Source organism: Flavivirga abyssicola, assembly GCF_030540775.2.
Lineage (GTDB): Bacteria > Bacteroidota > Bacteroidia > Flavobacteriales > Flavobacteriaceae > Flavivirga > Flavivirga abyssicola.
The window spans coordinates 3,174,230-3,200,078 of record NZ_CP141266.1; the positions used below are offsets into that span (position 1 = coordinate 3,174,230).

The window sequence follows — 25,849 nt, forward strand, 5'->3', positions numbered from 1 at the left end:
ATTTTTTATTCAATTATACATTGGTCTAATTTGATTTGCTCCAATAAATCGTCATAACCAATTACACGTCCTTTGATTTTTATTTCGGACCCTATCTTTAGAGATTGTTTTAAAATCTTGCTAAACTGGCAAAATATTTTATCGTTTATAGTCAAATCATTTTGATTGATTTCAGAAATAATACCAGAGACAATTATAGTTTTATTGAGGTATTTTTTTTCTGATTTTAAAGATCCTTTTGAAAACTCAGAACCAATCGAATTTGCTGTAACTACAAAAACTGGAGCTTCAGTTTCAATATTTCTGTGGTCTTTGTATATATATAGATAAGCACCAATACAGAAACATATAAGAATTATTAAAATTATCCACTTTTTCATATTATAAGTTTAAAGACTGCTTCAACACTGGGGTTGAAGCAGTTTAGCTAGTAACCAAATGGTTTTTGATAAAGCACATTTGACCAATGAAATTTTTCTTTTTCATAAAAAGTATTTCTACTAGCTTTTTTTATTTTTTTAATTAATTACAACCATTATCATACCGTAACCTATCATCACCACCAACTCTTAAATCTATTTTGGTTTCGGTATATTTCGATATTTCATGTAATATCCAGTCGTTATTGCAATATGGTAGACCAGGGACATTTATTGTTACTGTAATACCATTTGCTATACCACTTGCTACCCAAGTACCGAATACGGTTGTATTTGCCCAGTAAACAGATAGTGTACCATCTGTAAAGAAATTAAATGTATAACCAGCATATACATTGTCAAGGTTATTACTGTTACGTTCTAGCTTATCAACAGTCCAGTCACTACAAGTTGTTAAAACATCGGTTAATTGAACAGTGTCACAATCATCACAATCATCATCATTATAATCATAGTCATCATCTTCATCACAATCATTACTGTAAGTCTCAATAATAGTTTCCAATTCTACTAAATTATTAACGCTTATTTCGGTATCATCAAGAAGAAGAAGAACAGTAATAGGGAAATTGATTGTTACGTAATCACTTGTACTTAAACTGCTAACGAGCTCAAATAAATTATTGTCAGAATTTATAGTTATAACATCAATAAGTTCATTATTTGTATTAAAGACAGATGCTGTTATTGGGTATTTAAAATCCAGACATTCAATGTCATCATCTTCTTCATTTTCACCCTTACAATTGTTTGAATAGCTTGATAGTTCGGTGGCATTGTTTATTGTTACTTTAGAGTGATCCTTAAGGTTTATGATAATGGGGTACGTAATATCAAGAGCATCTATATCATCATCATCTTCATCAAAAATGTATTCAATAATTTTATAATCCTCTTTAGAAGTAACATTGATATTCTGATTATTTGCGGTTACTGTCAAAGGGAAATCAATATTAAAGCAGTTAGATTTATCAATGATGTTATCATTAGACCCATCGTTACTTACAGTTTTTAACATTAAGTCAGCAATTTTTGAGTCAGCAACCAAAACTTCATCTTCGGGTGCTTTTATTAGTTCTCTTTCTTCAGTTCTGCAAGAATTTAATAGCATTATGACTGCGATTGAGAATATAAAATAGATCTTAAATAGTTTGTTCATCAATTCTTTTTCTATACATAAGTTATATCTATAACAACTTAAGTTTATAAACTCCTCATTTTTTTAAATAAATTTTTATATAACTTTAGCAGCACAAAAAAATATTTTGGAAAAAGACCTCAACGATTCAATTTGTAAAGAAGTAGTTTTTGAACGTATTTATAATAAATACTCTAAAGATTTACATGCTTATTTGTATTATAAATATGGAGAACAATGTAACCCAAATGATAAAATTCAAGATGCTTTTATAAAATTATGGAGTAATTGTAAAAAAGTAACATTAAGTAAAGCGAAGTCTTTTCTGTATACTGTGGCTAATAATATGATGCTAAATGATATTAAACATCAAAAAGTAGTTTTAAAACATCAACAAACACAACCTAAAGACTATACATACGAAACTCCAGAGTTTATTTTAGAAGAAGAACAGTTTTTAGAACGTTATAATGAGGTGTTGACTAGTTTGAATGAAGAGCAACGTGTCGCTTTTTTGTTAAATAAAACAGAAGGAAAGAAACATAGTGAAATTGCAGAGATGTTAGGAGTAACCCAAAAAGTTGTTGAATATAGAATCTATAGTGCTTTCAATATTCTGAAAAAAGAATTGAAAGGATTTAAGATAAAATAAGGAGAAATAGAAGTGAAGTTGTTATATATATAATGGACAAAGATTATTTACTTGAAAAATGGTTACAAGGTGGCTTGACTGATGCTGAAAAAGAAGCATTTAGCAAGTTAGATGATGCCCAGTTTAATCAATATATTATTGATGCTGCGAAACATTTCAAGCTTTCTAATTTTTCTGAAGTAGATAGTTTTCAGGATTTCAAACAACGCTATAATTTGTATAAAACACCTGTTAAAAAGTTACATTGGTTGCATCCTTTATTAAAAGTAGCTTGTGTTATTATAGTAGGTTTAGGAATCTATTTTACATTTTTTTTCAATAAGCTTACGCATTTTGAAACTATGGCAAGTGAAAAAACGACTATAGAGCTTCCAGATCATTCAAGAGTTGAATTAAATGCTTTAACAGAGGTATGGTTTAATGCTGGAAATTGGAATAAAAAAAGAACTCTTGAACTTGAAGGTGAAGCGTTTTTCAAAGTTGCAACAGGCAGTGTTTTTGATGTTAAAACAGATGATGGTATAGTAACGGTGGTTGGTACGCAATTCAATGTGAAACAGCGTGATCACTATTTTGAAGTTAAATGTTTTGAGGGGGTCGTTAAAGTAACATCAGACACCATTACAAGACAACTACATGCAGGAGATGTTTTTCGGATTTTGAATGGAACGTTTTCCGAAACAAAGACTACAGTGTCATCTCCAAAATGGACTCATAATATAAGTAACTTTGAAGCCGTTCCTTTTAAAGAAGTTTTAGCAGAATTGGAACGACAATATAATATAAAGGTTACTTTTAAAGAGATTGATGCTAACCGACTATTCACGGGAGGATTTGTGCACGGAAAACTTGAAAACGCATTAATTTCTATCACGCAGCCAATGAATTTGACTTTTGAATTACGTGCTTCAAACTTGGTAATAATACATGGAAAAGAGAATTAAAAAAACTGCTATTTTTTTTAGCCTCTTGTTTTTTATTACTAATTGTATTTGTGCTCAACATACTACCAGTTCAAGAACATTATCTCAAATAATTACATCACTTCAAAAAGTGTATCATGTTCAGTTTAACTATGCAGAGGATGTTATTGAAGGTGTTTCGTTAAAACCACCATCTAAAAATTTATCGCTGCAAGAAGCTTTAAGGTATCTGGAAAGTAATACAGGCTTATCATTTAGCTTAATGAACGATAACTTTATTCTTATTAAACCAAGAACAGGTATTATATTATGTGGATACCTTAAGAGAAAAGATAATTTAGAGGTATTGCCTTCTGCAACAATTCAAACTTCAGACAGTTCTACCACCAGTGATAAAAATGGTTTTTTTCAAATTAAAATTAAACACCCATTACAGTTAATTACGATACGGTATTTAGGGTATAAAACAATTATGAAACCGTATAATCAATTTGAAGTATCTGGCTGTAAGGATGTGTATTTACAATCAGATTTTCAACTATTGCCTCAAGTTATCATTTCAAACTATATAACAAGTGGTATTAATAAAATAGATAACGGTTCATTTCAGATAGATTTTTCTAATTTAGATATTCTCCCAGGATTGATTGATCATGATGTTTTGCAATCTGTTCAAGCATTTCCAGGCATTCAAAGTGTTAATGAAACAGTTTCAAATATTAATATAAGAGGCGGAACTCACGATCAGAATTTAATTCTTTGGGATGATATAAAAATGTATCAATCTGGACATTTTTTTGGTTTAATTTCTATGTATAACCCACATATTACTCAAAAAGTGTCTTTAAGAAAAAGTGGGAACGATGTTAGTTATACCGATGGTGTTTCTGGAACTATAGATATGCAAACCAATCATGAAGTAAATAGAGCATTTAAAGGTGTAATTGGAGTTAATTTAACAGATGCTAATGGCTTTGCGGATATTCCGATTAATGAATCATCTTCCATACAAGTAGCGGCAAGAAAATCTATTAGTGATTTTTTTGAAACGCCAACTTACACTGCTTTTTTTGATAGAATTTCACAAAATACAGAAGTCGCATCAAATGCCACAACGATAACAAATACTGATAAAACTTTTGATTTTTATGATACGTCGCTCAGATGGATTTATAATATAAGTGATAGGGACAAGTTGAGAGTTAATTTTATTAATGTTCATAATCAACTTCGGTTTAATGAAAATGCTATAATAAACCAAGAAGAGGAGTCGCGTGATAGTAAATTAACTCAGAATAGCATTGCCGGAGCTTTACATTACAATAGAATATGGAATGATAAGTTGAAAACAGATTTTGAAATTTACGAAACGGATTATAAGCTTAGAGCTGTAAATGCCAATATACTTGATTCACAGCGTTTTTTACAAGAGAATATAGTATCGGAAACCAGTACAAAACTTAAAGTGAATTATAAATTAAATAATAGACTAGAACTTTTAAATGGTTATCATTTTGTTGAGACTGAAGTCACTAATCTAGATGATGTAGATAATCCATTATTTAGATTTTTAGTTTCAGAAGTCGTAAGAACCCATGGTGTTTTTTCTCAAGTGGCTTATAAAACTTTAAACAATAAAACGAACTTGAATTTGGGACTTAGATACAACTATATTAGTAAATTTAATAAATCTATTTGGGAACCTCGATTAAGTTTTAGCCACCAATTTTTTAAGCATTTTGCTCTTGAAATTCTTGCAGAATACAAGCATCAAAATACATCACAGGTCATTAATTTTCAAAATGATTTTTTAGGAATTGAAAAACGTAGGTGGCAATTATCAAATGATAAAGAAATTCCAGTTATTACAAGTAAACAAGTTTCTATGGGACTAAATTATAATTATAGTGGATGGCTAGTTGATATAGATGGTTTTTATAAAATTGTTGATGGTATTACGACCCAAAGTCAGGGGTTTCAAAATCAATATGAATTTATTAAAAGTCATGGCCGTTATGATGTAAAAGGTTTAGATATATTGTTAAGAAAGCATATTGAAAAATTTAGTGCCTGGTTGAGTTATTCTTATATGGACAACCGCTACCTTTTTAAAGAATTAGAAACAAATTATTTTCCTGGTAATTATAATATTTCGCATACTGCTACTTTAGGAATGACCTATGCATTAAATAACCTAAAACTTTCTGCAGGTTTAAATTGGCATTCAGGAAAGCCTACTACACAACCTGTTTTTGAAAATCAAATTATTGATGAGCAAGTGAATTATGAAGCGACTAATACCTCAAATTTAGATGATTACTTGCGATTGGATATTTCTGCAATTTATAACTTTAAATTCAGCGATAAAACAAGGGCGAATTTAGGTGTATCGGTTTGGAATGTTTTAGATAAAGAAAATGAAATTAATAATTTTTATCGTGTAAAAGATGAAACTATTATGGAAACAGTGCAGAAATCTTTGGGGCTTACTCCTAATGCTGTTTTTAGAGTTTATTTTTAGTCTAGATTATAGTTCAACTTTAGCATTATGATCTTTTAAAATTTCTATATAATCCTCCATTTTAAACTCTGAAGCTTTAAAATTATTGGATCTTTTCTTAGCTTGTGCTTGTCTGGTAATGCTTCTTGAAAAACGACGAATACTTTGTTCTGAATCTAATATAATACCAGGTACAGGCACATTTTTTCCAGATTCGTCTTTGGCTACCATTGTAAAATAAGAAGAGTTACAATGTTTTTTATTGCCTGTTTGAATATTTTCCGATTCAACGCGAACACCAATAACCATAGAGGTTCTACCTGTGTAATTAACTGATGCTTTTAGTGTTACTAATTCGCCAACATCAATGGGGTTTAAAAAATCTACTTTATTAACAGATGCCGTAACACAATAATTTCTAGAATGTTTTGATGCACAAGCAAATGCTATTTGATCCATTAAGTTTAAAATATAGCCACCATGAATTTTTCCACTAAAATTAGAGTGCGATGGTAACATTAATTCAGAAATGGTAATTTGAGATTCTTTTATGCTTTTAAACATGTGTTTAAATTAATACAGAGTATATAATACCCGTGGTTATTGATATTCCAAAACTAATTAAAGTGCCTATTAAAATATATTCTGTAAGCTGTCTGTCTTTTAACTCTCCAAACCTAAAAACAGATTTTGCTGTAATTAAAAAGCCTACAGCTTCCCAATGACCAGCAATTATAAATATAAACACTAAAATACGCTCTAAAATACCAATATATTTACCGGCATCCTTAAGGGAATCATTATTTTTAGTAAGTTCTGAAATATTCCACTTTAAAAAAATGGTTTTCATAATTATAGAGACAGGAATTGTTAAAAATAATAAACAGATTAGCAACAAAAGGTTATTTTCTGTTATATAAGGTTTTAGATTAAATGTATTATCTGAATAGAAAAAATAACACCCAATAATCACTAATATGTGTAATAGTTGATCTATGAAAAAGAACAATCGTTTTGTTTTTTCATTTTGAAGGGTAAGTTTTAAGCCATCAATAATTAAATGAGAAATACTTATAATTAGTACAAACGGCCATAGCGATATATCCCAAAGTAATACTATTAATAGTATAATATGAATTAATATATGTATATATAGCTTTGGGGATTTTAATTTTTTCTTTTCTTTTTCCTTCACCCATTTTTGGGGTTGCAGAAAAAAATCACCGATTAGATGGGCTAATAAAAGTTTAAGTAGTATCATATTAAAGTATCTATTTTTTGTCTGTACATATGGTCTAGCTCCATAATTTCGTCTAGGTGCGCTCGTTTTTGTCTAGAACTTACAGCATTTTGATTAATGCCGATAAGTTTACCTAATTTACTTTGTAGTGTATCGGGCTTTTCAATACTTAGTTTAACTATTTCAGCAGAGTTGGTCGTCCAGCTATCCATGGTTATCAACGCTAACTTGAAGTATAAATTAAGCTCGTTATCTATCTCAGAATAATTTGTTTTAATCCGAAGGTTTTGTTTTTCTTTTTTTAATGTTTCCAGTGTTTCTCCGGAAAATATAAATGCTTCTCCATTAGATTCTGTTACATTTTCGCCTTCATAAGTTTTATTGCCAATACCAATAGCTAAGCGCACATCTAAACCATGAATAGATTTTATACTGGCTTTTATATATAAAGCAGCTATAAAACTGGAACGAATATCTTTAATTTCTATTTGAAAACTGTCTCCACGATATATTTCCCAATACGCTTTATCATTACTTAAATAATCTAATGCTCCCTTAAGTACTTTTATCCAGATTTCTGGGTTTACTTGGGCTCTAGACTTAATAATATCACCCGTTATAACACTTGTTATTGTATTCGATATCATATATCACGTTTTTATGCGATAAACAAATATATCACATTATTACGTGATAAACAAATATATCGCGTTATTACGTGATAATTTAATATATCATGTTATTGTGTGATAAATAAAAATTATTAATTATCTTCTTCGGCACGCTTTATAATGGCTTCTGGCAATGCTTTTTTAGCTTTAGCTCCCATTTTTTTAAGTTTTTCAACACTTGTAACTAGGTTACCTTTACCATCAACTAGCTTATTCATAGCTGCAGAGTAATCATTTTTTGCTGCATCAATTTTTTTACCAACACCTGTTAAATCCTTTACCAAGCCTTCAAATTTATCGTATAAGGCACCAGCTTGTCTAGCTATTTCTATAGCATTTCGTTGTTGCTTTTCATTATTCCACATGGTATCGATGGTACGAAGTGTGGCCAATAAGGTAGATGGTGTTACGATAACAATGTTTTTCTCGAACGCTTTATTGTATATGGAGTTATCTTCATTTACTACAACAGCAAAAGCTGGTTCTATAGGAATGAACATGAGTACAAAGTCTGGCGATTCAATATCATATAAATCCTGGTAATTTTTTTCCGAAAGTTGATCGACATGCTTCTTGATAGAGTTAACATGTGCTTTTAAGAATGGTATTTTATCGTCATCTTCGGCATTTACCAAACGTTCGTAATCTGTTAATGATACTTTGGAGTCAATAATCATTTTTTTGCTATCTGGAAGATGTAAAACGACATCGGGTAAGACCCTGGAGCCATCATCTAAAGTAAAGCTTTGTTGTACAAAATATTCTCTGTCTTTTTCTAATCCGGATTTTTCAAGAACACGTTCTAAAACCAATTCGCCCCAATTTCCTTGCATTTTGCTATCTCCTTTTAAGGCTTTGGTTAGGTTGGTAGCCTCTTTAGTCATTTGTTGATTAAGATCTTTTAAGCCTAATAATTGTTCCTTTAAAGCAGAATGCATACTGATGCTTTCTTTTTGCGATGCTTCTACTTTTTTCTCAAAACCTTGTATCTTTTCTTGTAGAGGACTTAAAATATTTTTGATATTTTCTTTATTCTGAAGTGTGAATTTTTCAGACTTTTCATCTAATATTTTGGTAGCTAATAACTCAAAATCTTTACGTAATTGTTCCTGACGCTCCTCTATCTCTTTATCACGTTTTAAATTTAATTGTTGCAGGTTTTCATACTCCGTATTTTTTCGGGTTAACTTAGCATTTAAAAACTCTTTTTCTCTTCTTATCTCTTCACGTTCACTTTCAACTTTACCTAAATTTTGCTTTAACTCATCAATCGTAACATGCATTTGATTTTGGCGTTCTTCCAGCGTGCTTTTCTCGCTTTTACTTTTTAGTTTAGTGAATAAGATGCCTAAATAACCGCCAATTGCTGCGGAAATAAGTATAGAAATTATAAGAATAAGGTTGTCATTCATGTATCTAAAAATATATAACCAAAGATAATTTTTTTGAACGGAAGATGGAGCTTAAATATTTTGGAATTTGAAATTTGTGTTTTTGGGAATTCTATTTTTTCACTCTAAAACTCCCTGTTTTATTATCAAAAACTATTAAATCCTTCGGAAATAAGTCATTAAAAACGCCTTTTTCTATAAGATTACATGGTTGATCCGTAATAACTGAATCTTTAGTCATTACAATTAAAGTATCACATAATTGAATCGCTAAATCTATTTCATGAGAAGAAAATAAAATGGTTTTATTGGTGTCTTTAGCTAATTTCTGAAGTAGTTTTAAGATATAAGCTTTATGATACATATCTAGATGTGTGGTTGGTTCATCTAGTATAATTAAATCGGTATCTTGTGCTAAAGCACGAGCAATCATAACTTTTTGTAGTTGACCGTCACTGAGCTCGTAACATTTTTTATGTTTTAAATCTTCAATATTTGTTTGAAGCAAGCATTGGTTTATAATTTGATAATCCCCTTCATTTAAATTTCCAACCCAATTCGTATAAGGTTGACGACCTAAGGCTACTAATTCAAAAACAGTTAGGTTTTTGGATCCCAAAGCTTCTGTAAGCACTAAGCTTAGTACTTTCGCTAAATTAATATTGGAATAATTTTCTAAATCGGTATTATTAATCATGATGTTTCCACCTAGTTTATACTGAACATTTGTAAGTGTTCTTAATAATGTAGACTTTCCAATACCATTAGCTCCTATAAGACCAACAAGCTCCCCTTTGTGTAATTCAATGCTTATGTTGGAAGCAATAGTTGTTTTTACTTTTTTAGAAGTATAACCAATAGTTAAGTCTTGAGTCTTTAAAACGGTATGTTGATTATTATTACTCATTAAAACACCATTTTTCGTTTTCTAACCAATAACCAGATGATGACAGGTGCCCCAATCAAAGAGGTTATAGCATTAATTGGTAAGGTAAGATCGCTTGATGGTAATTGAGCAATACTATCACAAATAAGCATCACAATAGCACCAAATAAAAAAACGGCGGGTAATAATATTTTATGATTAGATGTATTAAAGAGTTGCCGTGTCATATGAGGAATAGCTAAACCAATAAATACAATAGGACCTGCAAAAGCTGTAATAGTTCCTGCTAATAAACTGGTCGCAATAATTATTAATAAACGACTTGTTTTTAGATTTAGCCCCAAGCTTTTTGCGTAATTTTCTCCTAATAATAAGGTGTTTAATGCTTTTATACAGATTAAACTTACTATGATACCTATGGCATAAATTATAAAGAAAATAAATAGCTCATCCCATGTGAGGTTTCCAATACTACCAAGCCCCCAAAATATATATTGTTTTAATTCTTCAGCAGAACTGAAATAGGAGAGCACACTAACTGTTGCAGAAGTAATACTCCCAAACATGAGGCCAATAATTAATATTGCCATGGTATCTCTCACCTTATTTGATATTATTAGAACTAATAGCAATACAGCAAAACTACCTAAACTGGCAGCAATTACAATGCTCCATTTAGAAACAAATATTCCAGCAAATGCACCACCAAAAAGGGAGGCTCCCATAATAACTAAAGCGACACCTAAACTAGAACCTGATGTGATTCCTAGAACAAAAGGACCGGCGAGCGGGTTTCTAAATAATGTTTGCATGAGCAATCCAGAAACTCCTAAACCAGACCCTACTATGATGGCTGTAAAAGCTTTTGGTAATCTGTATTCGTGAATTATATATTGCCAGGACTCATTTTCTGTGGGATTTCCAATTAAACCATTAAAAACATCTTGAAAAGGAATAAAAACTGAGCCTAAACTAATGTTTGCAAAAAAACATAGAAGAAGTACTAAGGTCAATACTATAAAAGACAGTTTATATGTTTTTGTATCTGGCAATTATTCTAAACGTTTAAAAAAGAAAAGTTCATAATCATTTAATAATTCGGGGTGTGCAATTTTTATAAGATCTTTTAATATTAAATCAGGTCGTAAAGTACCCAATTCGTAATAAAGTAAGCCGTCTTTTGCGCCTTTTCTTTTTGTATAAGAGTATACTTGATTGTTTTTGTAGGCATTAAAAAAAGCATACCCTTTATGGCCTTGTAACATATCTTCTTTAGCATCAAAATTCCCAGCACCTATCCAGAATTCTGCATTTTGAGCTTTCTCTAATACATTTTCAAAGTTCAATTGTATACTACCATTGTTATCATTTTCTTTCCAAAGATAATTGGTATTGGCATCTTCTAAATATTTAGCAATAAAACTTTCACCACCGGGGATACTCCATATATCTTTAAAAGTAGAACCCGACATCACTGTTGGTTTTCTAGCAACTGTTTTTGCTGCTTCTTTTGCTTTTAAATAATCGGTTTCTATAGTTTTAAAAATGGAATCAGCTTCTTTTTCTTTGTTATAGAATGCTGCTACGAATTTTATCCATTCAGCTCTTCCTAAAGGATGTTGTTCTGTCCAGGAACCATCTAGGACAACGGGAACACCCAATTGTTCTATTTGATCTAATTTTTTGTCAACCCCATTAACCGAAAAGCCGAGTACCATATCTGGGTTTAACTCTAAGAGCAATTCTATATTGAGCTCTAAATCATTACCTAACTCTTTTATATCTCCATTATCTACTCGTTTTCTTATTTTCTCAGAGCAAATGTATTTTGTATTAGGAAAACCGATTAAACTATTATCTACCCCTAAATATTCCAAAGCTGGGATATTGGTTGTAGAAACAGCAACTAAAGTTTTAATGGGGATTTTTATTATTTTACTATTAATATCGTGTTCTGGTGTTTTTTCACCTTTATTTACTAATAAATAAGTAAAGACTTTATCACTATTTGGCCATGCAGAATTAACCACTACTCTTTTATGATTTTTATAATTCGTAATAGAAAAACCTTTAGCGTAACTAATGATTTCTTGGGTTCCTTCTAATTTGTTTATAGGAATTGCTGCTTGTTGCTTTTCTTGTTTGCAGGATGAAAGAAGAATTGAATAGGTTACTAAAAGAGTTAAAAAGCGCATGGAATAGTAATTAAGGTCTAAAGGTCTTTATTTTTTTTGAATTTGTACTTATATAAAATAGACTATACTTCAATTTCAGAAATAAGCGTTAATGCATCTTCCTCTTTTCTAAGATGAAAAACATCACCATATTGAATTTTAATATTAAATGATTTTTCTAAAGGAACATTTAAAACAGATGAAAGAAAGGCTCTTATTGGACCAGCGTGAGTGACTATTATCAAATCTTCCTCGTCATGTGATTTTATGACGTCTTCAAAGAAAGTATTTACTCTTGATGCCAAATCAACATAAGATTCTCCATTAGGAACTCTAACATTTACAAAGTTTTTCATCCATGGATTTAATGTTTTTTCAGAAATATTATGCCATGCTTTCATTTCCCAATCTCCAAAATCAAGTTCTTTTAAACGCTCATCAAAAAAAACATGAGTCCCTAGGTAATTTGCTAATAATGCACAGCGTTTTAATGGACTACTTTTTATATGATAGATACCTTCAGGAATTTGTTGTTTAACCGTTTTAAATTCTTCAGGAAACGTACTTGCTAAGTTTAAATCGGTTTGCCCATAACAAATTCCTTTTTCAATGTTGGGTGTTGTATGTCTAATTATATAAATTTCCATAGCGCTATAACACTTAAATAAAACACAACTTCACATAATTGTTGAACAGCTCCAGCGCAATCTCCTGTTTGCCCACCCAACCATTTCTTAAATTTAATACCTAGATAGGCTTTAGCTAAATAACAAGGGATAATAGCTATAAAAATTAAAGGTTTATTAAAAAATAATAAAGGGGCTATACCAAAAACAGCACTAACAAGAAGCATATTTATAGTAATATTTTTTGCGGCTGGTTTTGCTTTGCTATCGTCAGTATCTCGAACATAAGGATGAGTGTAAATTAATGTAGTTGCTATAAACCTACTTAAGCTATGCCCAGCAATTATGGTTATTGGAATAAAATAAAGAGGAACTTCCCTTAGTGCTGAAAATTTAATAGCAAGTATTAAAATTAATCCAGAGACTCCATAGGTTCCTAAACGGGAATCTTTCATAATGAGGAGAATTTTTTCCTTGGTCCATCCGCCTCCAAAACCGTCACAAACATCTGCAAAACCGTCTTCATGAAATGCTCCGGTTGTGTATATGGTCGCAATCATACTTAATAAAAGGGCTATTTCTGTAGAAAAAATAAAAGAAAACCCATAAAATACTAAAGCGCCTATGCTACCAACAATAATACCAATTAATGAAAAGTATTTAGCGCTTTTTGAAAGGTATTCGGGGTTATGATCAACCCATTTTGGACAAGGGATTCTTGTGAAAAACATGATAGCCGTTAAGAAAATTTGAAGTTCTTTTTTCATCTGTTTCTATTTGTTGGTCTTAAATGTACTTAAGACTATTGACGTTGGTGTATTTTATTTTGCATGGTCTAAATAACTTTTGACACGAATTTCATGAATTTATACAAATTCAGTTTTATGGTTAAGTATTTCACGAAGCGTACTTTTAATCTATCAAACTAAAGGATCTTTAGTTTCTTCGCTTACACCAGCAGCATCAAAACTAGCCATATCATTTAAAAAATTTACTGATGCTTTTAATAATGGTATTGCTAATGCAGCACCTGTACCTTCACCTAATCTTAAGCCTAAAGATAATAAGGGTTTTATATTTAAAAACTCTAACATTTTTATATGCCCTTTTTCATTTGAATTATGAGCAAATACACAATAGTCTAAAACATTTTTATTTATAGCTTGCGCAGCTAGCAGGGCAGCAGTTACTATAAATCCATCAATGACTATGATCATTTTTAGTTCAGCAGCTTTTAAAATAGCACCGCAAAGCATAGCTATTTCAAAACCACCAAAAATGGAAAGTGCTTCGATGGCATTTTGAGGATTATATTTTTTATAAACTTCAGACAAGATTTGTTGCTTCTTATTAATGCCTTCACTATTTAATCCAGTACCTGCACCCACACATTCTGTAATAGGTGTTTCTGTAAAATAAGCCATTAATAACGCAGCTGAAGATGTGTTACTAATTCCCATTTCTCCAAGACCAATGGTATTTGTACCTTCATCCTTAAGTTTAGAAATAATATCATCACTTTTATTAAAAGCTTTTTCGCATTGTTCTAATGTCATAGCAGGCTCATTTTGATAGTTTTTAGTGCCAAAATCAATTTTAGCATTAATAATATCAAGAGTCTTTGGAAATGTATGATTGACTCCTGCATCAACTATTTTTAAGTTTAGATTATTAGTATTGCTAAAAATATTTATGGCTGCGCCACCATTAACAAAATTATAAACCATTTGAGCCGTTACTTCTTGTGGAAAAGGATTTACTTCTCCTTTGGAGGCAATACCATGATCGCCTGCGAAAACAATAATAGAGGGGTTTGAAATTTTTGGATTTAATGTATCTTGAATACACCCAATTTTTAAAGCTAAATCCTCTAAAAGCCCTAATGCCCCTAAAGGTTTCGTTTTAAGGTTAATTTTCTTTTGAAGCTCAAGTTTTAATTCAGAATTATTTATAGAAGATATATTGTGTATCATTATTTTAAAGTTAAAGGAATTCCTGATACCATCATAGTTGCTTTATCGGCGTGCTTAGCAATGTGTTGATTCATCCAACCTTGAAGTTCTGTGAATTTTCTACCTATTTCAGTTTGTGCGTGCACTCCCATACCTATTTCATTGGAAATTATAATGATCGTAGCATCTAAAGGGAGTAATTTGTTAAATTCAGTTTTCGCTAATTCTAAGCTTTTTTCGATATCATTTTTGGTATCTACAAAGAAATTTGTGAGCCATAATGTGACACAATCAATAACAACAACATCTTTAGGAGTTATCATTTTAGAAAGGATTTTTTCTTCTTCAACAGATGTCCACCTTTCGTCTCTATCAGCAATATGCCTATCAACTCGCTTTCTATGATCATCGTCCCAAATTCGAGATGTTGCAATGTATTTAGGGGTATTAGAAAGAGATAGTGCTAAGTTTTGTGCGTAGCTACTTTTTCCTGAGCGTTCGCCTCCTGTTATGTAAAAAATCATATCAGAGAATTATTTAATGAGTTTGCAAAGATTAAATATTTTATATGAATAAAGCGAAAAGTGTACTTATAATTCTAAAATTGATTAGTATATTTGCAGCGAATTTTGGTTCTATTCAGTTTTAATTGAATGGATTAAAAGGGAATCAAGTGAAAAGATTGATGATTTTAGATTGACGATTAAAGAATTAGGAATTCTTACTATCAGAAATCAAAAGTCGTTTTTCTTCATTCTTGAACTGTTCCCGCAACTGTAAGTTTATGCTGAATTTATTTTAGCACCTCAATGGAGGATGTTATTAACTTCAAAACCACTGGCTTTATGCTGGGAAGGTGAAATAACATAAAAACAAGTCAGGAGACCTGCCATTTTCAAAACAAAATAAATTAAGCTTTCGGGATAAAAGTTAATTATGAGGAAAATTCTAATTGTATCAATATTTTGCATAGTTTGTTTTAAAGGCATGGCTCAAAACGATAGTTTACTAAATCGTTTGGGGGAAGTTATTATACAAGCCGATAAAAAATTGAAAAAATATTCTGTAGGGTATAAGGTTACTACCTTAAATGACTCTGTGATCGTTAGAAATACAGAATCTTTTACATCATTATTACGTTTTAATTCACCTTTATATTTAAGAGAGTATGGGTCGGGAGGAACTAGTTCTGCCAGTTTTAGAGGGACGAGTTCGTCTAACACAGCTGTGATTTGGAATGGTATTAATATTAATTCCATTAACAATGGTCAAACCGGATTTAACTCTTTAACTGTGAGTTTGTTTGATGCCATAGATATAAGAAGTGGAGGAGGTAGTTTAGAATATGGCTCGGGAGCAGTAGGCGGTACTATTCATTTAAATGATTATTTGCAGTTTACAGATACTAAAAAAATAAAAAACCAATTAGTTGCTTCTCTTGGTAGTTTTGAAACTTATAGAGGTTTATATAAATTTAAATTCTCAAATTCTAAGTTAGCTATTAACTCTGGTGTTTCTTATAACCAGTCTGAAAACGATTATAAGTTTTTAAATACAGACTTTAAGAATACAAATGGTGCATACGAAAACTTTGGATTCAATATAAGTGCGGCGTATTCACTAACAGAATTTTCTCAATTAAAATTTTACAGTGCTAATTATATAGGTGAGAGATTCTTTTCTGGGGAGTTACCAAATCCATTGTCGGCAAATGATAAGTATCAGGATTTTAGTTATAGAAACTTATTGATTTATACACATGAAAAATCGAGGTTAAGCCATGAAGCTAAACTTGCATTTTTAACTCAAGAATACCGATATTTTGAAGATAAAACGTCAAGCATATTTAACTTTGGAAAATCTAAGCGCTACCTTGTTAATTATGATGTTTCTTATAGTTTTCCAAAATTAAAGGCAAGTATAACATCTCATTCGGAGTATGAATCTGCTTTTGGAAAAACAGATCAAATTTCAGAAAGAAACCGAAGACAATTTTCTCAATCTATTATTTATAATCAGAATATCAATAGCTCTGTGTCTTTTGATGCTAAGCTTAGAAAAGATTTTAATTCAGATTATGATGTTCCATTTACTTATGCTTTAGGAGTGAGAGTAAAACCAATAAGGAATTTATTTTTTAGAGCCAATGGGTCTAAAAACTTTCGCGTACCCACTTACAATGATTTGTTTTGGCCAGGACAAGGGAATTTGGATTTAATACCCGAAACAGCTTTGCAAGGAGAGTTTGGAATTGGCTATAAGAACAATCAATTTTTAATCGATGTAGGAATATTTTATATAAATGCTAAAGATAAAATAGTTTGGACACCTGGAGGAGATCCTAACAGACCAGGAATTTGGGTGCCAATAAATTTATCGGAAGTAAATAATAAAGGTTTAGAAGTGTCTTTGTCATTTAATAAAACTTTTAATGAACATGCTGTAACGCTTCATATGAACTATGGTTATACTGTAGCAACTGATAAAGCCACAGATAATCAACTAATTTTTGTGCCCAAGCATTTATTTAACAGTAACCTAGGATATACTTATAAACGGTTTGGTTTTTTTTATCAGCAGTTACTCAATGGCAAAGTATATACTACAGAGAGTAATTCTAACGATTTTGTGATACCAGATTACTTTGTAGCTAATACAGGATTGGAATATAAATTTATAAACCTTCAACAAAAACAATTAGCAATAGGCCTTAAAGTCAATAATGTATTTAATAAATATTATGAAGTACAGCCTCGAAGACCGATGCCTAACAGAAATTTAAACTTTAATATAAACTATAAATTCTAAACAATGAAAATCAATAAATTACTATCAAAAATCTTTATTTTAAGTGTATTATTTTTAGCGTCTTGTAGCGATGATGATTCACCTCAGTTACCAAAGGGTGATTATGAAAATGGTATTTTAATTAGCGGTGAAGGTAGTGGAGCAGGAACTGGTTCTATATCTTTTATTTCAAACGACTTGACTACAACCGAAAACCTTATTTATAAAAAAGTAAATAATGATGAGTTAGGTACTTTTTTACAATCTATCACTTTTGATAATGATAAGGCTTTTATTGTTGTTGATAATACAAATTCGGTTATTGTTGTTGATAGATATACTTTTGAAGAGAAAGCAACAATAACTACAGGTTTAAGCACACCTAGATATATAGAGACACTAGGTGATAAAGGGTATGTAACCAATTGGGGGTCTACATCGGATGAAACAGACGATTTTATAGCTATTGTAGATTTAAATACTTATGCTGTAGATGGAACAATTGCAGTAGGGAATGGACCTGAAAGAATTATAGAAAGTAATGGTAAATTATATGTATCGCATAAAGGAGCGTTTGGTACTAATAATATTATATCAGTAATTGATTTATCAGATAATAGTGTGGAGACTATAACTGTTGGATATAAACCAGATGAGCTTTTTATAAATGATAAAGGCGAATTAGTCGTTTTATGTGGAGGAAATGAATCTTGGACAGGAAACGAAACAATAGCATCAATCGTTAACATAAATATGTCAACAAACACAGAGGTGTCCTCTTTAACTTTTGCTAATGGTGAACATCCAAGTTTAATGGTATTAGATAATGGTGTGTTATATTATGAAGTAGGAGGAAAGGTGTTCTCAATTGATGAAGATGCAACAGCATTGTCTTCTACATCCATTGTAGAGTCTCAAGGATATTTATATGGATTGGCAGTGAAAAATAACAGAATATATTTATTGGATGCCAGTTTTACAGATTTAAGTGAGCTGAACGTTTATGATTTATCAACTAAAAATAAAATAGATACCAAGGCAGTAGCTTTAGGAGCATCTAAAATTTATTTTAATTAAGGAATAATATTATTATCTGCCTTAATTTTATCTACTTTATTAAATGCCGCTTTTTAGCGGCATTTTTTTAAGTTTCCATTTTACTGAAACAAGCTCAGCACAAGCATGGGAATAACAATTTTAATGAGAAGCCTAATTATAAAATAACTAGGAATCTTTTGAAATTAAATCACAATACCACACACCATATTTATCAGATTTACAGATGGAGTCATCTGTTTTTGGAGTGTCATATTCCCGATATACTTTTTCACCTATAGTAAACTCAATAGGTTTATTAAAGATAGGCCCATCAAAACAAAAGGTATGAAATTCACCATTTTCTCCACATGGATCTACGCCTTCTGGTAAGTTGTCAATAAAATGTTTGTCTATAACAGTCCCCACAAAATCTTCGCTAAAATATTTAGAATTCGCGCAAACAATAATCGTTTTAAAGCCTAAATCTAAAAATTCATGAATGAGTTCTTTGGTATTTCGTTTCCAAATAGGAAATACAGCCTTTAAGCCTACTTCTGCTAATTGGTTTTCGCGATAGGCTTTTAAATCTTCAAGAAAAATATCACCAAAGGCACTATGTGTAAAACCATCATCTTTTAATCGCGTAACAATGTCTGTCATTTTTTGCTCGTAGATTTCCATGCTTGGCATTTCGGGCAATTCAATAAGACTCGATTTTATATTTAAAGCATTGGTTTGTGCTAGCAATAAGTCTTTTCTAAGTCCATGCATAGACACCCGATTATAATGACTATTTACAGTAGTAATTAGTTCTTCAATGGAATAACGTTCATCTTGCAATAAATGATAAAGTGCCAATGCAGAGTCTTTTCCAGAACTCCAATTAAAATAGGTTTTTGTTTTATTCAAATTATAGTCCTGCCGGAATTTTTTTGTCTGTGTACATACTTTTAGCAAATGGAAGTAAATCTTTACTATCTGCTATGAAATCAACAGATTTAACCTTCTTATTAATAGAACGTCCAGTACCAGCTATTTTAGCTATTGCAGTAGCAAGAAGAGACTCACTAACATCTCCTAAAACCCCCAAATCATTTATATCTTCTGGTACGACATTTCCTGTTTCTGGTGAAAGTCCGTCAAAATAATCGGTTACCCCATTAATATTTAAAGATTTAAATATTAATGGTTGCATGGCATACGTATGACTTGGGTTAGCCCCATTACGCCTAAAGTTAGGAGAATCATACAATGTTGTTGATGCTTGATATTTGCCAGATGTTGTTGTTCCAATTTGTACAACATCAATATAAGGAGCCAATGAATTAATAACCAATTCACTAGCAGAGGCACTACTACGACTAGTTAATATGTAAACTCTATTAAGGTTTAAGCTATTTAAAGGTGTACCTTCATTATTATTTATAAACCGATTGATCAGTGCTTCAGGGTCTTCATTTTCAAAAGCTTGTTGTAATTCGTCATTCCATTGTTCGGTACTAAAAACATCTCCATTAAATTGTCCAGTAATTAAACTGGATAACATAATAGCTGTATATACAGATCCGCCAGGGTTGTAACGTAAATCAAGAACTAGCTCTGTTGCATTAGCATTTTTAAATATACCAAAAGTATCATTTAATTCTGCGTTAAATTGTTCAGTGCCCGTAAAGCTATTATACATTAAATAAGCAACTTTTGTTCCAGCAACATCTAATACGTTGTTAATAAAAATCGGATTTTCTGTATATTGAGATTTTGATAACGAAACAGTTTCTGAGCTTTCGGTTATAGAATCATCATTCACATCATCAGGAGTGCTATTATCATTATAGTTACCTAGATTAACCGTATAGTCACTCTGGTTTAAAAGAGACCTATAATTAGTAGTTGTAAGTTGAGTCCCATCAATTCCATAAAAAATATCACCCCGTGTTACACCTTTTGCAGCCGCATCAGTATTTGGTAGAACGTAGGTTACATATCCATAAATACTAGTGTCTGTTGAGGAAAATCGAAACACTTTATACTCCATACCATTACTGGTAGATATACCACTAAAAAATTGCTCCAAAGCAATATAGTCGTCAACCATCCAACTAAACCTATCCACAGTTTGCCTTTGGTATATTAAACTTTCAAATAAATCTTCTGGCTTAGAAAAACTACTTAAATAACTAGTGTACTCTTGATTATTAGAAAACCTGTTATTAGCAAGATCTGTTGTATTCTCTTTATAAAGGTAAAAAGTGTTCATGCCTCTCCAAACAAAATCATTTATTTCACTTGTAGAGATAGGAATATCATCATCATCTTCAAAACAGCTTGTTACTAAAAAGGCAAGTGTAAGAATTAGAATTAGGGCTTTAAAATATTTCATAGCGGTTTTTTTATAAACGTTTAGTCTTTAAAACCCTAAATTTACTTACATTATTATGTAATTAAAAATATTTTGTAACAAAATAGAAAGTAGGTCGTCGTAATATCAAATAGCAATAATAAGCAACTTTCCCTTTTTGGGAAATGTCTGAAAGACAAAGGGGCTGACTAAACCAAACCATCAATGACTCAAGTAGAGTTTTTAAATATTGTAATGCCTTTTAAAGATAAAGTCTTTCGTTTGGCAAAACGGCTGCTAGTATCTACAGAAGAAGCTGAAGATGCCACCCAAGAGGTTATATTGAAGTTGTGGAAGAATAAAAAGAAGATACAAGAATATAAAAATGTTGAGGCTTTTTCTATGACAATGACTAAGAATTTTTGTTTTGATAAATTAAAATCTAAACAAGCTCAAAATTTAAAAATTGTACATAGTAATTATGAAGATGGAAATACGTCGTTGCAAAAACAAGTTGAATTAAATGATAGTGTAGATTGGGTTTCAAAAATTATTGAGGAATTACCCGAGCAGCAAAGAGTGATTATTCAATTACGAGATATAGAAGAATATGATTTTGATGAGATTGCAAAAATGCTGGATATGAATAATACAGCAGTACGCGTAAACTTATCGAGAGCAAGAAAAACAATAAGAGAAAAATTAACTAATACACATAATTATGGTATTAAATAATATAGAAGACTTACTCGAAAAATACGAGAACGGTGAAACAACACTAAAAGAAGAGCAGCAGTTAAAACACTATTTTTCGAAAGAAACTGTAGCGCCACATTTAGAAATGTATAAACCCATGTTTACGTATTTTTTGGGAAACCAACAAGAACAATTTACTAAGGACTTACCATTAAAAACTACACGTACTTTTAATTACAAATGGATTTCTGTCGCTGCAGTAGCTGTTCTTATGTTAGGGTTCTACTTTAATCAATCTACTGAAACTTGTCAAGAGAATTTAGTAGGGACAATTTGTGAACCAGAAGAGGCTTTTAACGAAGTAACAAAGTCGTTGGCTATGATTTCAAGTCATTTTAATAAGGGAACATCTACAGTAAATTACCTAAGTGAAGTAAACAAAGGTACAGCTACACTTGATTACCTTAATGAAATTGAAAACACCACAAGTATAATTTTTAAAAATTAAAAACAGAGTAATGAAATGAGCATCATTAAACAACTATTAGAAGTTTACTATGCGAATCGTATTTCACCTTTTGAAAACAGTTAAAAACGAAAAAAATGAAAACAATAATAAATTTAAAAAAAGAAAAAATGAATAAGAAAGCAATTGTATTTATACTGGCATTGATGCTATTACCAGTAGTAGGGATGGCACAAAATATTTTTGATAAATATAACGATAACTCTGATGTGACTTATGTGTCCATTAAACCTAAAATGTTTCAAATGATTGCTAAAGCAGGTATTGATACAAGCGATCCAGAAGCTAAAGCATTTATGGATATGGTAAAAAGCATTACTAGTTTTAAAACCATAGTAACAGATAAAAAAGAAATATCTGCAGATATTCAAAAATGGGTAAAGTCTCGTTCAAGCTCTTTAGAAGAATTAATGGAAGTTAAGGATGATGGTACCGAAGTTAAATTCTATGTAAAAGAAGGTAAAGATGCAGACCACGTTAAAGAACTTTTAATCTTTGTAAATGGTATTGATAAAGCCATGAAAGGAAAAGGCGTTGAAATTAACGGAGAAAATAGAAAAATTGAAACTGTTGTAGTGTCACTTACAGGAGATATAGATTTAAATGAAATCTCTAAGCTTACAGATAAAATGAATATCCCAGGAGGTAAGCATTTAGAAAAAAAGAAGTAAAAGAATAATCATCAATCATGCAATTTACCTATCTAAGAAACTAAGATTTTAGATAGGTAAATTACATCTGTAAAATCAATCATATTTAATAAATAAACGGATGAAACGAACAATCAAATATACATTTTACATTTTATTTGCTACAGTTCTTTTGGTAAGCTGTGCTAGTAGTGGAAGCTTGCAAAGCTATTTTGTAGACAATCAGGAAGCATCGAATTTTATTTCACAAGATCTTCCTTTATCAATGGTGAAATTGGATAAAACTAATTTTACAGAAGAACAAAATGAGGCATATAATTCTGTAAATAAATTAAACTTCTTAGGTTATAAAGCTAAAGGAAGTAATGACGAAACTTTAAAGGCAGAAATAAAAAAAGTGAAAGCTATTTTAAGTGACTCTAAGTATAACGATCTTATGGAGTTTAATGATAAAGGAAGAAAAGTTATTGTAAAGTATATTGGTACTGATGATGAAGCTGATGAAGTTATTGTTTTTGGAAGTGCCAAAGCACTAGGTTTCGGTATTATTCGTATTCTGGGTGATGATATGAATCCTGAAAAAATGTCGACTTTGTTTGTTGCATTACAAAACGCGAATGTTGATGAGGGTCAACTACAAGATATTATGAATTTCTTTAAATAAATTATAGTCATGTTAATCGGAAAGAATTCTCTGAGACTTGTCTCAGGCTTTCCGTTGAAATTGTCATTCCCGTGAAAACGGGAATCTAAATAACAGAATTTCGGTTTTTGACCAGAAAGAAAAGACCAAAACCTGTACTCAACTTGAGAAATAGTCCCTACGGCTTGCCTCGGGGATAGTTCGTTTCAAGAAATTCTTTATTGAAAAAAATCTTCGGGTTTTGTCTCGGAATTTTGATTCCTTTTAAAGATTTTCATTCTCGTAAATACTAGAAAACAAGAAGAGATTGTCTAAAAAGTATCATTCTGAATGATAAAATATATCACTTTTTAGACAGCTTCTTTTTTATTTTGATTTTCCGGTTCTTCATTCGGATTCAATTTCGAATAAAATAAATTAATAACAATCACTAAAAATATGATTGTAAGAATGGTTAAAACAATAAAGTTTTTCAAGACATCTAATATACCAGCAACCAAAATACCACCAACCATAAGGCCACAAAGTAATAGAGATTGTTTATCGGTTAGCATACTCATAATTTTAAATTCCTGTATAATTACTAGGAGTAATACGTTTTAATTCTTCTTTTATTGTATCAGATACTTCTAAAGTATCAATGAAATTAGAAATTGAATCTTGATTAATCTTGGTATTGGTTCTCGTTAAGCCCTTTAAAGCCTCGTATGGATTAGGATAAGCTTCACGACGAAGAATGGTCTGAATAGCTTCCGCAACCACTGCCCAATTATTTTCTAAATCTTCAGCAAACTTAGTTTCATTTAAAAGCAATTTATCAAGACCTTTTAAAGTAGATTTAAAACCAATAAGTGTATGAGCAAAAGGAACACCAACATTACGTAAAACCGTGCTGTCTGTTAAATCGCGTTGTAATCTGGAAATAGGAAGCTTTGCTGATAAATGTTCAAAAACAGCATTAGCAATACCCAAATTACCTTCACTATTTTCAAAATCAATCGGATTTACTTTATGTGGCATTGCAGAACTACCAACTTCTCCTGCCTTAATTTTTTGCTTGAAATAATCCATTGAAACATAAGTCCAAATATCTCGATCTAAATCAATTAAAATAGTATTTATACGTTTTAAAGTATCAAACAATGCAGCCATATGGTCGTAATGCTCAATTTGAGTAGTTGGAAAAGAATGCTGTAAACCTAACTTCTCTTGTACAAATTTAGAACCAAATGCTTTCCAGTCTATGTTTGGGTAGGCTACATGATGCGCGTTAAAATTACCTGTCGCACCACCAAATTTAGCTGCACTTGGTATATCATTTAATAAATTAAATTGTTCTTCTAAACGCTTAACAAAAACTTCGATTTCTTTTCCTAAACGAGTAGGAGAAGCTGGTTGCCCGTGTGTTCTGGCAAGCATAGAAATAGAAGCCCAATCTTCTGTTAAAGATTTTAATCTGTTTAAAACATTAAAATATTCCGGAACATATGTGTCGTTCATAGCTTCCTTAATGCTTAAAGGAATAGCTGTATTGTTAATGTCTTGTGATGTTAACCCAAAGTGAATAAACTCTTTATATTGCGATAAATTTAAAACATCAAACTTTTCTTTTATAAAATATTCAACTGCTTTAACATCATGGTTTGTAATACTTTCAATTTTCTTGATAGCCAAAGCATCATCTTCAGAAAAATCTTTATAAATCTTTCTTAAATCATCAAAGATAGTTGTATCAATATTTTTAAGTTGGGGTAGTGGAATTTCACAAAGTGCAATAAAATATTCAATTTCCACTAAAACACGATATTTTATAAGTGCTTGTTCAGAAAAATAAGGTGCTAATTCGTTAACTTTATTTCTATATCGCCCATCAATAGGTGAGATGGCATTTAATGATGATAATGACATGCTTTGTGTTTTTTTGAAGTTGCAAAGATACGTTTTTGATTTGCGTTTTTTGGTATTAGATTTGTGATTTTTTAAGAAGCTTTACTTTTCTTTATTTTAAGTAATGTCCGTTTTGCTCGTACTTTAAAAGCAGCACTTTGTTTTTGGAAATTTTGCTCTAAAATTTGTGTTAATTCCGGGTGAATCCAATCATAATCCAACCCATAAAGAAACAGCGATTCCATAGCATATACTTTGGGGGCTACTTTTTGATCGCTAATCATCCAATCAAAACAAGCCTCAATAATTCGTTCTTTATGTTCTGGCGTTAATGCCCTTTTTATTGTATTCGGTTTTTTGGAATAGTATGCCGTGGTGATAAATCCACAGACTTTAGAGATTGGACGAACAGATGAATCCAAGTGGATTTTATTAATATTTTTTGTAAACGTTTCTAAGTGAGGTACAATAGCATAAATATATTCCGCACAAACAAATTCTAAAATCCAAGCTGCACGACTTGATACTTTATCATTAACCATAAATAGAATATCTATTAATTTTGGAAATAAACTCATATCGTTTAGAACCATATTGGCATATTTTGTTCGATTTTCACGGGAGGCATTCACAAAGCTTAACTCTTTGTGGAATTCTTCTAAAGTCATAAGATAATTTTATCTATTTTAGA

27 protein-coding genes and 1 riboswitch are annotated in these 25,849 nt (G+C 30.9%); of the genes, 9 read left to right on the forward strand and 18 right to left on the reverse strand.

The genetic code is table 11. The features are described 5' to 3' along the window. Positions 1-5: 5 nt before the first annotated feature. Both Q4Q34_RS13335 and Q4Q34_RS13340 read right to left on the reverse strand, forming a co-directional pair. Positions 6-380 (reverse strand): OB-fold protein, encoded by a 375-nt coding sequence (locus Q4Q34_RS13335; protein WP_303316000.1) that lies wholly within the window; start codon positions 378-380, stop codon positions 6-8. Positions 381-522: 142 nt separating this feature from the next. Further along, positions 523-1,551 (reverse strand): hypothetical protein, encoded by a 1,029-nt coding sequence (locus tag Q4Q34_RS13340; RefSeq protein ID WP_303315999.1) that lies wholly within the window; start codon positions 1,549-1,551, stop codon positions 523-525. 154 nt (positions 1,552-1,705) lie between these two features. On the opposite strand from Q4Q34_RS13340, the gene Q4Q34_RS13345 reads away from it, so the two are divergent. Genes Q4Q34_RS13345 through Q4Q34_RS13355 form a run of 3 tightly spaced genes read left to right on the forward strand, consistent with a single transcriptional unit; the run spans position 1,706 to position 5,674 of the window. Beyond that, a complete protein-coding gene (locus Q4Q34_RS13345; RefSeq protein WP_303315998.1) occupies positions 1,706-2,230 on the forward strand; it encodes an RNA polymerase sigma factor in 525 nt (174 codons plus the stop codon). Positions 2,231-2,262: 32 nt separating this feature from the next. Next, positions 2,263-3,174, forward strand: a complete 912-nt coding sequence (locus tag Q4Q34_RS13350; protein WP_303315997.1) for a FecR family protein — start codon at positions 2,263-2,265, stop codon at positions 3,172-3,174. Then, entirely contained in the window at positions 3,158-5,674 is a 2,517-nt protein-coding gene (locus tag Q4Q34_RS13355) for a TonB-dependent receptor plug domain-containing protein (protein ID WP_303315996.1), read from the forward strand. The genes Q4Q34_RS13350 and Q4Q34_RS13355 overlap by 17 nt, the downstream gene beginning before the upstream one ends. Before the next feature lie 6 nt (positions 5,675-5,680). Here Q4Q34_RS13355 and Q4Q34_RS13360 read toward each other — a convergent pair whose 3' ends face one another. The 11 genes from Q4Q34_RS13360 to Q4Q34_RS13410 all read right to left on the reverse strand — a co-directional run bounded on the left by Q4Q34_RS13360 (position 5,681) and on the right by Q4Q34_RS13410 (position 15,117). Further along, positions 5,681-6,217, reverse strand: a complete 537-nt coding sequence (locus Q4Q34_RS13360) for an acyl-CoA thioesterase (protein ID WP_303315995.1) — start codon at positions 6,215-6,217, stop codon at positions 5,681-5,683. A 4-nt stretch (positions 6,218-6,221) separates the two neighbouring features. Continuing rightward, on the reverse strand, positions 6,222-6,914 hold the full coding sequence (locus tag Q4Q34_RS13365) for a DUF3307 domain-containing protein (RefSeq protein WP_303315994.1): 693 nt from the start codon (positions 6,912-6,914) through the stop codon (positions 6,222-6,224). After that, the gene (locus Q4Q34_RS13370) at positions 6,911-7,540 is read right to left on the reverse strand and encodes a transcriptional regulator (protein WP_303315993.1); all 630 of its coding nucleotides are present in this window, start codon (positions 7,538-7,540) and stop codon (positions 6,911-6,913) included. Before Q4Q34_RS13370 ends, Q4Q34_RS13365 begins: the two co-directional genes overlap by 4 nt. Positions 7,541-7,656: 116 nt before the next feature. After that, positions 7,657-8,976: a DNA recombination protein RmuC gene (locus Q4Q34_RS13375; RefSeq protein ID WP_303315991.1), complete on the reverse strand. Its 1,320-nt coding sequence runs from the start codon at positions 8,974-8,976 to the stop codon at positions 7,657-7,659. 91 nt (positions 8,977-9,067) lie between these two features. Beyond that, entirely contained in the window at positions 9,068-9,862 is a 795-nt protein-coding gene (locus tag Q4Q34_RS13380) for an ABC transporter ATP-binding protein (protein ID WP_303315989.1), read from the reverse strand. Further along, the gene (locus Q4Q34_RS13385; RefSeq protein WP_303315987.1) at positions 9,862-10,893 is read right to left on the reverse strand and encodes a FecCD family ABC transporter permease; all 1,032 of its coding nucleotides are present in this window, start codon (positions 10,891-10,893) and stop codon (positions 9,862-9,864) included. Before Q4Q34_RS13385 ends, Q4Q34_RS13380 begins: the two co-directional genes overlap by 1 nt. Then, complete coding sequence (locus tag Q4Q34_RS13390; RefSeq protein ID WP_303315986.1) at positions 10,894-12,036, reverse strand: ABC transporter substrate-binding protein; 1,143 nt, start codon at positions 12,034-12,036, stop codon at positions 10,894-10,896. It abuts the gene before it with no gap. Positions 12,037-12,098: 62 nt separating this feature from the next. After that, positions 12,099-12,662 (reverse strand): alpha-ribazole phosphatase, encoded by a 564-nt coding sequence (gene cobC / locus Q4Q34_RS13395; protein WP_303315985.1) that lies wholly within the window; start codon positions 12,660-12,662, stop codon positions 12,099-12,101. Next, on the reverse strand, positions 12,647-13,408 hold the full coding sequence (locus Q4Q34_RS13400; protein ID WP_303315984.1) for an adenosylcobinamide-GDP ribazoletransferase: 762 nt from the start codon (positions 13,406-13,408) through the stop codon (positions 12,647-12,649). The genes cobC and Q4Q34_RS13400 overlap by 16 nt, the downstream gene beginning before the upstream one ends. 153 nt (positions 13,409-13,561) lie before the next feature. Then, positions 13,562-14,614, reverse strand: coding sequence for a nicotinate-nucleotide--dimethylbenzimidazole phosphoribosyltransferase (cobT, locus tag Q4Q34_RS13405; protein ID WP_303315983.1), 1,053 nt, complete (start codon positions 14,612-14,614; stop codon positions 13,562-13,564). Further along, positions 14,614-15,117 (reverse strand): bifunctional adenosylcobinamide kinase/adenosylcobinamide-phosphate guanylyltransferase, encoded by a 504-nt coding sequence (locus Q4Q34_RS13410; protein WP_303315982.1) that lies wholly within the window; start codon positions 15,115-15,117, stop codon positions 14,614-14,616. The genes cobT and Q4Q34_RS13410 overlap by 1 nt, the downstream gene beginning before the upstream one ends. A gap of 89 nt (positions 15,118-15,206) precedes the next feature. Then, positions 15,207-15,501: riboswitch (cobalamin riboswitch) on the forward strand. Between the two features lie 28 nt (positions 15,502-15,529). Between Q4Q34_RS13410 and Q4Q34_RS13415 the strand changes: the two genes are divergently transcribed. Both Q4Q34_RS13415 and Q4Q34_RS13420 read left to right on the forward strand, forming a co-directional pair. Next, positions 15,530-17,401: a TonB-dependent receptor plug domain-containing protein gene (locus Q4Q34_RS13415; RefSeq protein WP_303315981.1), complete on the forward strand. Its 1,872-nt coding sequence runs from the start codon at positions 15,530-15,532 to the stop codon at positions 17,399-17,401. 3 nt (positions 17,402-17,404) lie between these two features. Next, a complete protein-coding gene (locus tag Q4Q34_RS13420) occupies positions 17,405-18,457 on the forward strand; it encodes a YncE family protein (RefSeq protein WP_303315980.1) in 1,053 nt (350 codons plus the stop codon). Positions 18,458-18,604: 147 nt separating this feature from the next. Here Q4Q34_RS13420 and Q4Q34_RS13425 read toward each other — a convergent pair whose 3' ends face one another. Together Q4Q34_RS13425 and Q4Q34_RS13430 are read right to left on the reverse strand one after the other, a co-directional pair. Next, entirely contained in the window at positions 18,605-19,327 is a 723-nt protein-coding gene (locus Q4Q34_RS13425) for a Dph6-related ATP pyrophosphatase (RefSeq protein ID WP_303315979.1), read from the reverse strand. 1 nt (position 19,328) lies between these two features. Then, a complete protein-coding gene (locus Q4Q34_RS13430) occupies positions 19,329-20,798 on the reverse strand; it encodes a S41 family peptidase (RefSeq protein WP_303315978.1) in 1,470 nt (489 codons plus the stop codon). 183 nt (positions 20,799-20,981) lie between these two features. Between Q4Q34_RS13430 and Q4Q34_RS13435 the strand changes: the two genes are divergently transcribed. From Q4Q34_RS13435 to Q4Q34_RS13450, 4 genes are all read left to right on the forward strand, one after another. Continuing rightward, positions 20,982-21,491, forward strand: coding sequence for an RNA polymerase sigma factor (locus Q4Q34_RS13435; RefSeq protein ID WP_303315976.1), 510 nt, complete (start codon positions 20,982-20,984; stop codon positions 21,489-21,491). Then, a complete protein-coding gene (locus Q4Q34_RS13440) occupies positions 21,478-21,960 on the forward strand; it encodes a hypothetical protein (protein WP_303315975.1) in 483 nt (160 codons plus the stop codon). Before Q4Q34_RS13435 ends, Q4Q34_RS13440 begins: the two co-directional genes overlap by 14 nt. Before the next feature lie 95 nt (positions 21,961-22,055). Further along, entirely contained in the window at positions 22,056-22,649 is a 594-nt protein-coding gene (locus tag Q4Q34_RS13445; RefSeq protein WP_303315974.1) for a DUF4252 domain-containing protein, read from the forward strand. Between the two features lie 100 nt (positions 22,650-22,749). Continuing rightward, the gene (locus tag Q4Q34_RS13450; RefSeq protein ID WP_303315972.1) at positions 22,750-23,292 is read left to right on the forward strand and encodes a DUF4252 domain-containing protein; all 543 of its coding nucleotides are present in this window, start codon (positions 22,750-22,752) and stop codon (positions 23,290-23,292) included. Positions 23,293-23,621: 329 nt separating this feature from the next. On the opposite strand, the gene Q4Q34_RS13455 is transcribed toward Q4Q34_RS13450, so the two are convergent. The 3 genes from Q4Q34_RS13455 to Q4Q34_RS13465 all read right to left on the reverse strand — a co-directional run bounded on the left by Q4Q34_RS13455 (position 23,622) and on the right by Q4Q34_RS13465 (position 25,826). Continuing rightward, positions 23,622-23,825 carry a hypothetical protein gene (locus Q4Q34_RS13455; RefSeq protein WP_303315970.1) on the reverse strand — a complete coding sequence of 68 codons (204 nt, stop codon included), beginning with the start codon at positions 23,823-23,825 and terminating at the stop codon, positions 23,622-23,624. A gap of 10 nt (positions 23,826-23,835) precedes the next feature. Continuing rightward, positions 23,836-25,179 (reverse strand): adenylosuccinate lyase, encoded by a 1,344-nt coding sequence (gene purB / locus Q4Q34_RS13460; RefSeq protein WP_303315968.1) that lies wholly within the window; start codon positions 25,177-25,179, stop codon positions 23,836-23,838. Between the two features lie 71 nt (positions 25,180-25,250). Continuing rightward, a complete protein-coding gene (locus Q4Q34_RS13465) occupies positions 25,251-25,826 on the reverse strand; it encodes an adenylosuccinate lyase (protein ID WP_303315966.1) in 576 nt (191 codons plus the stop codon). Positions 25,827-25,849 lie beyond the last annotated feature (23 nt).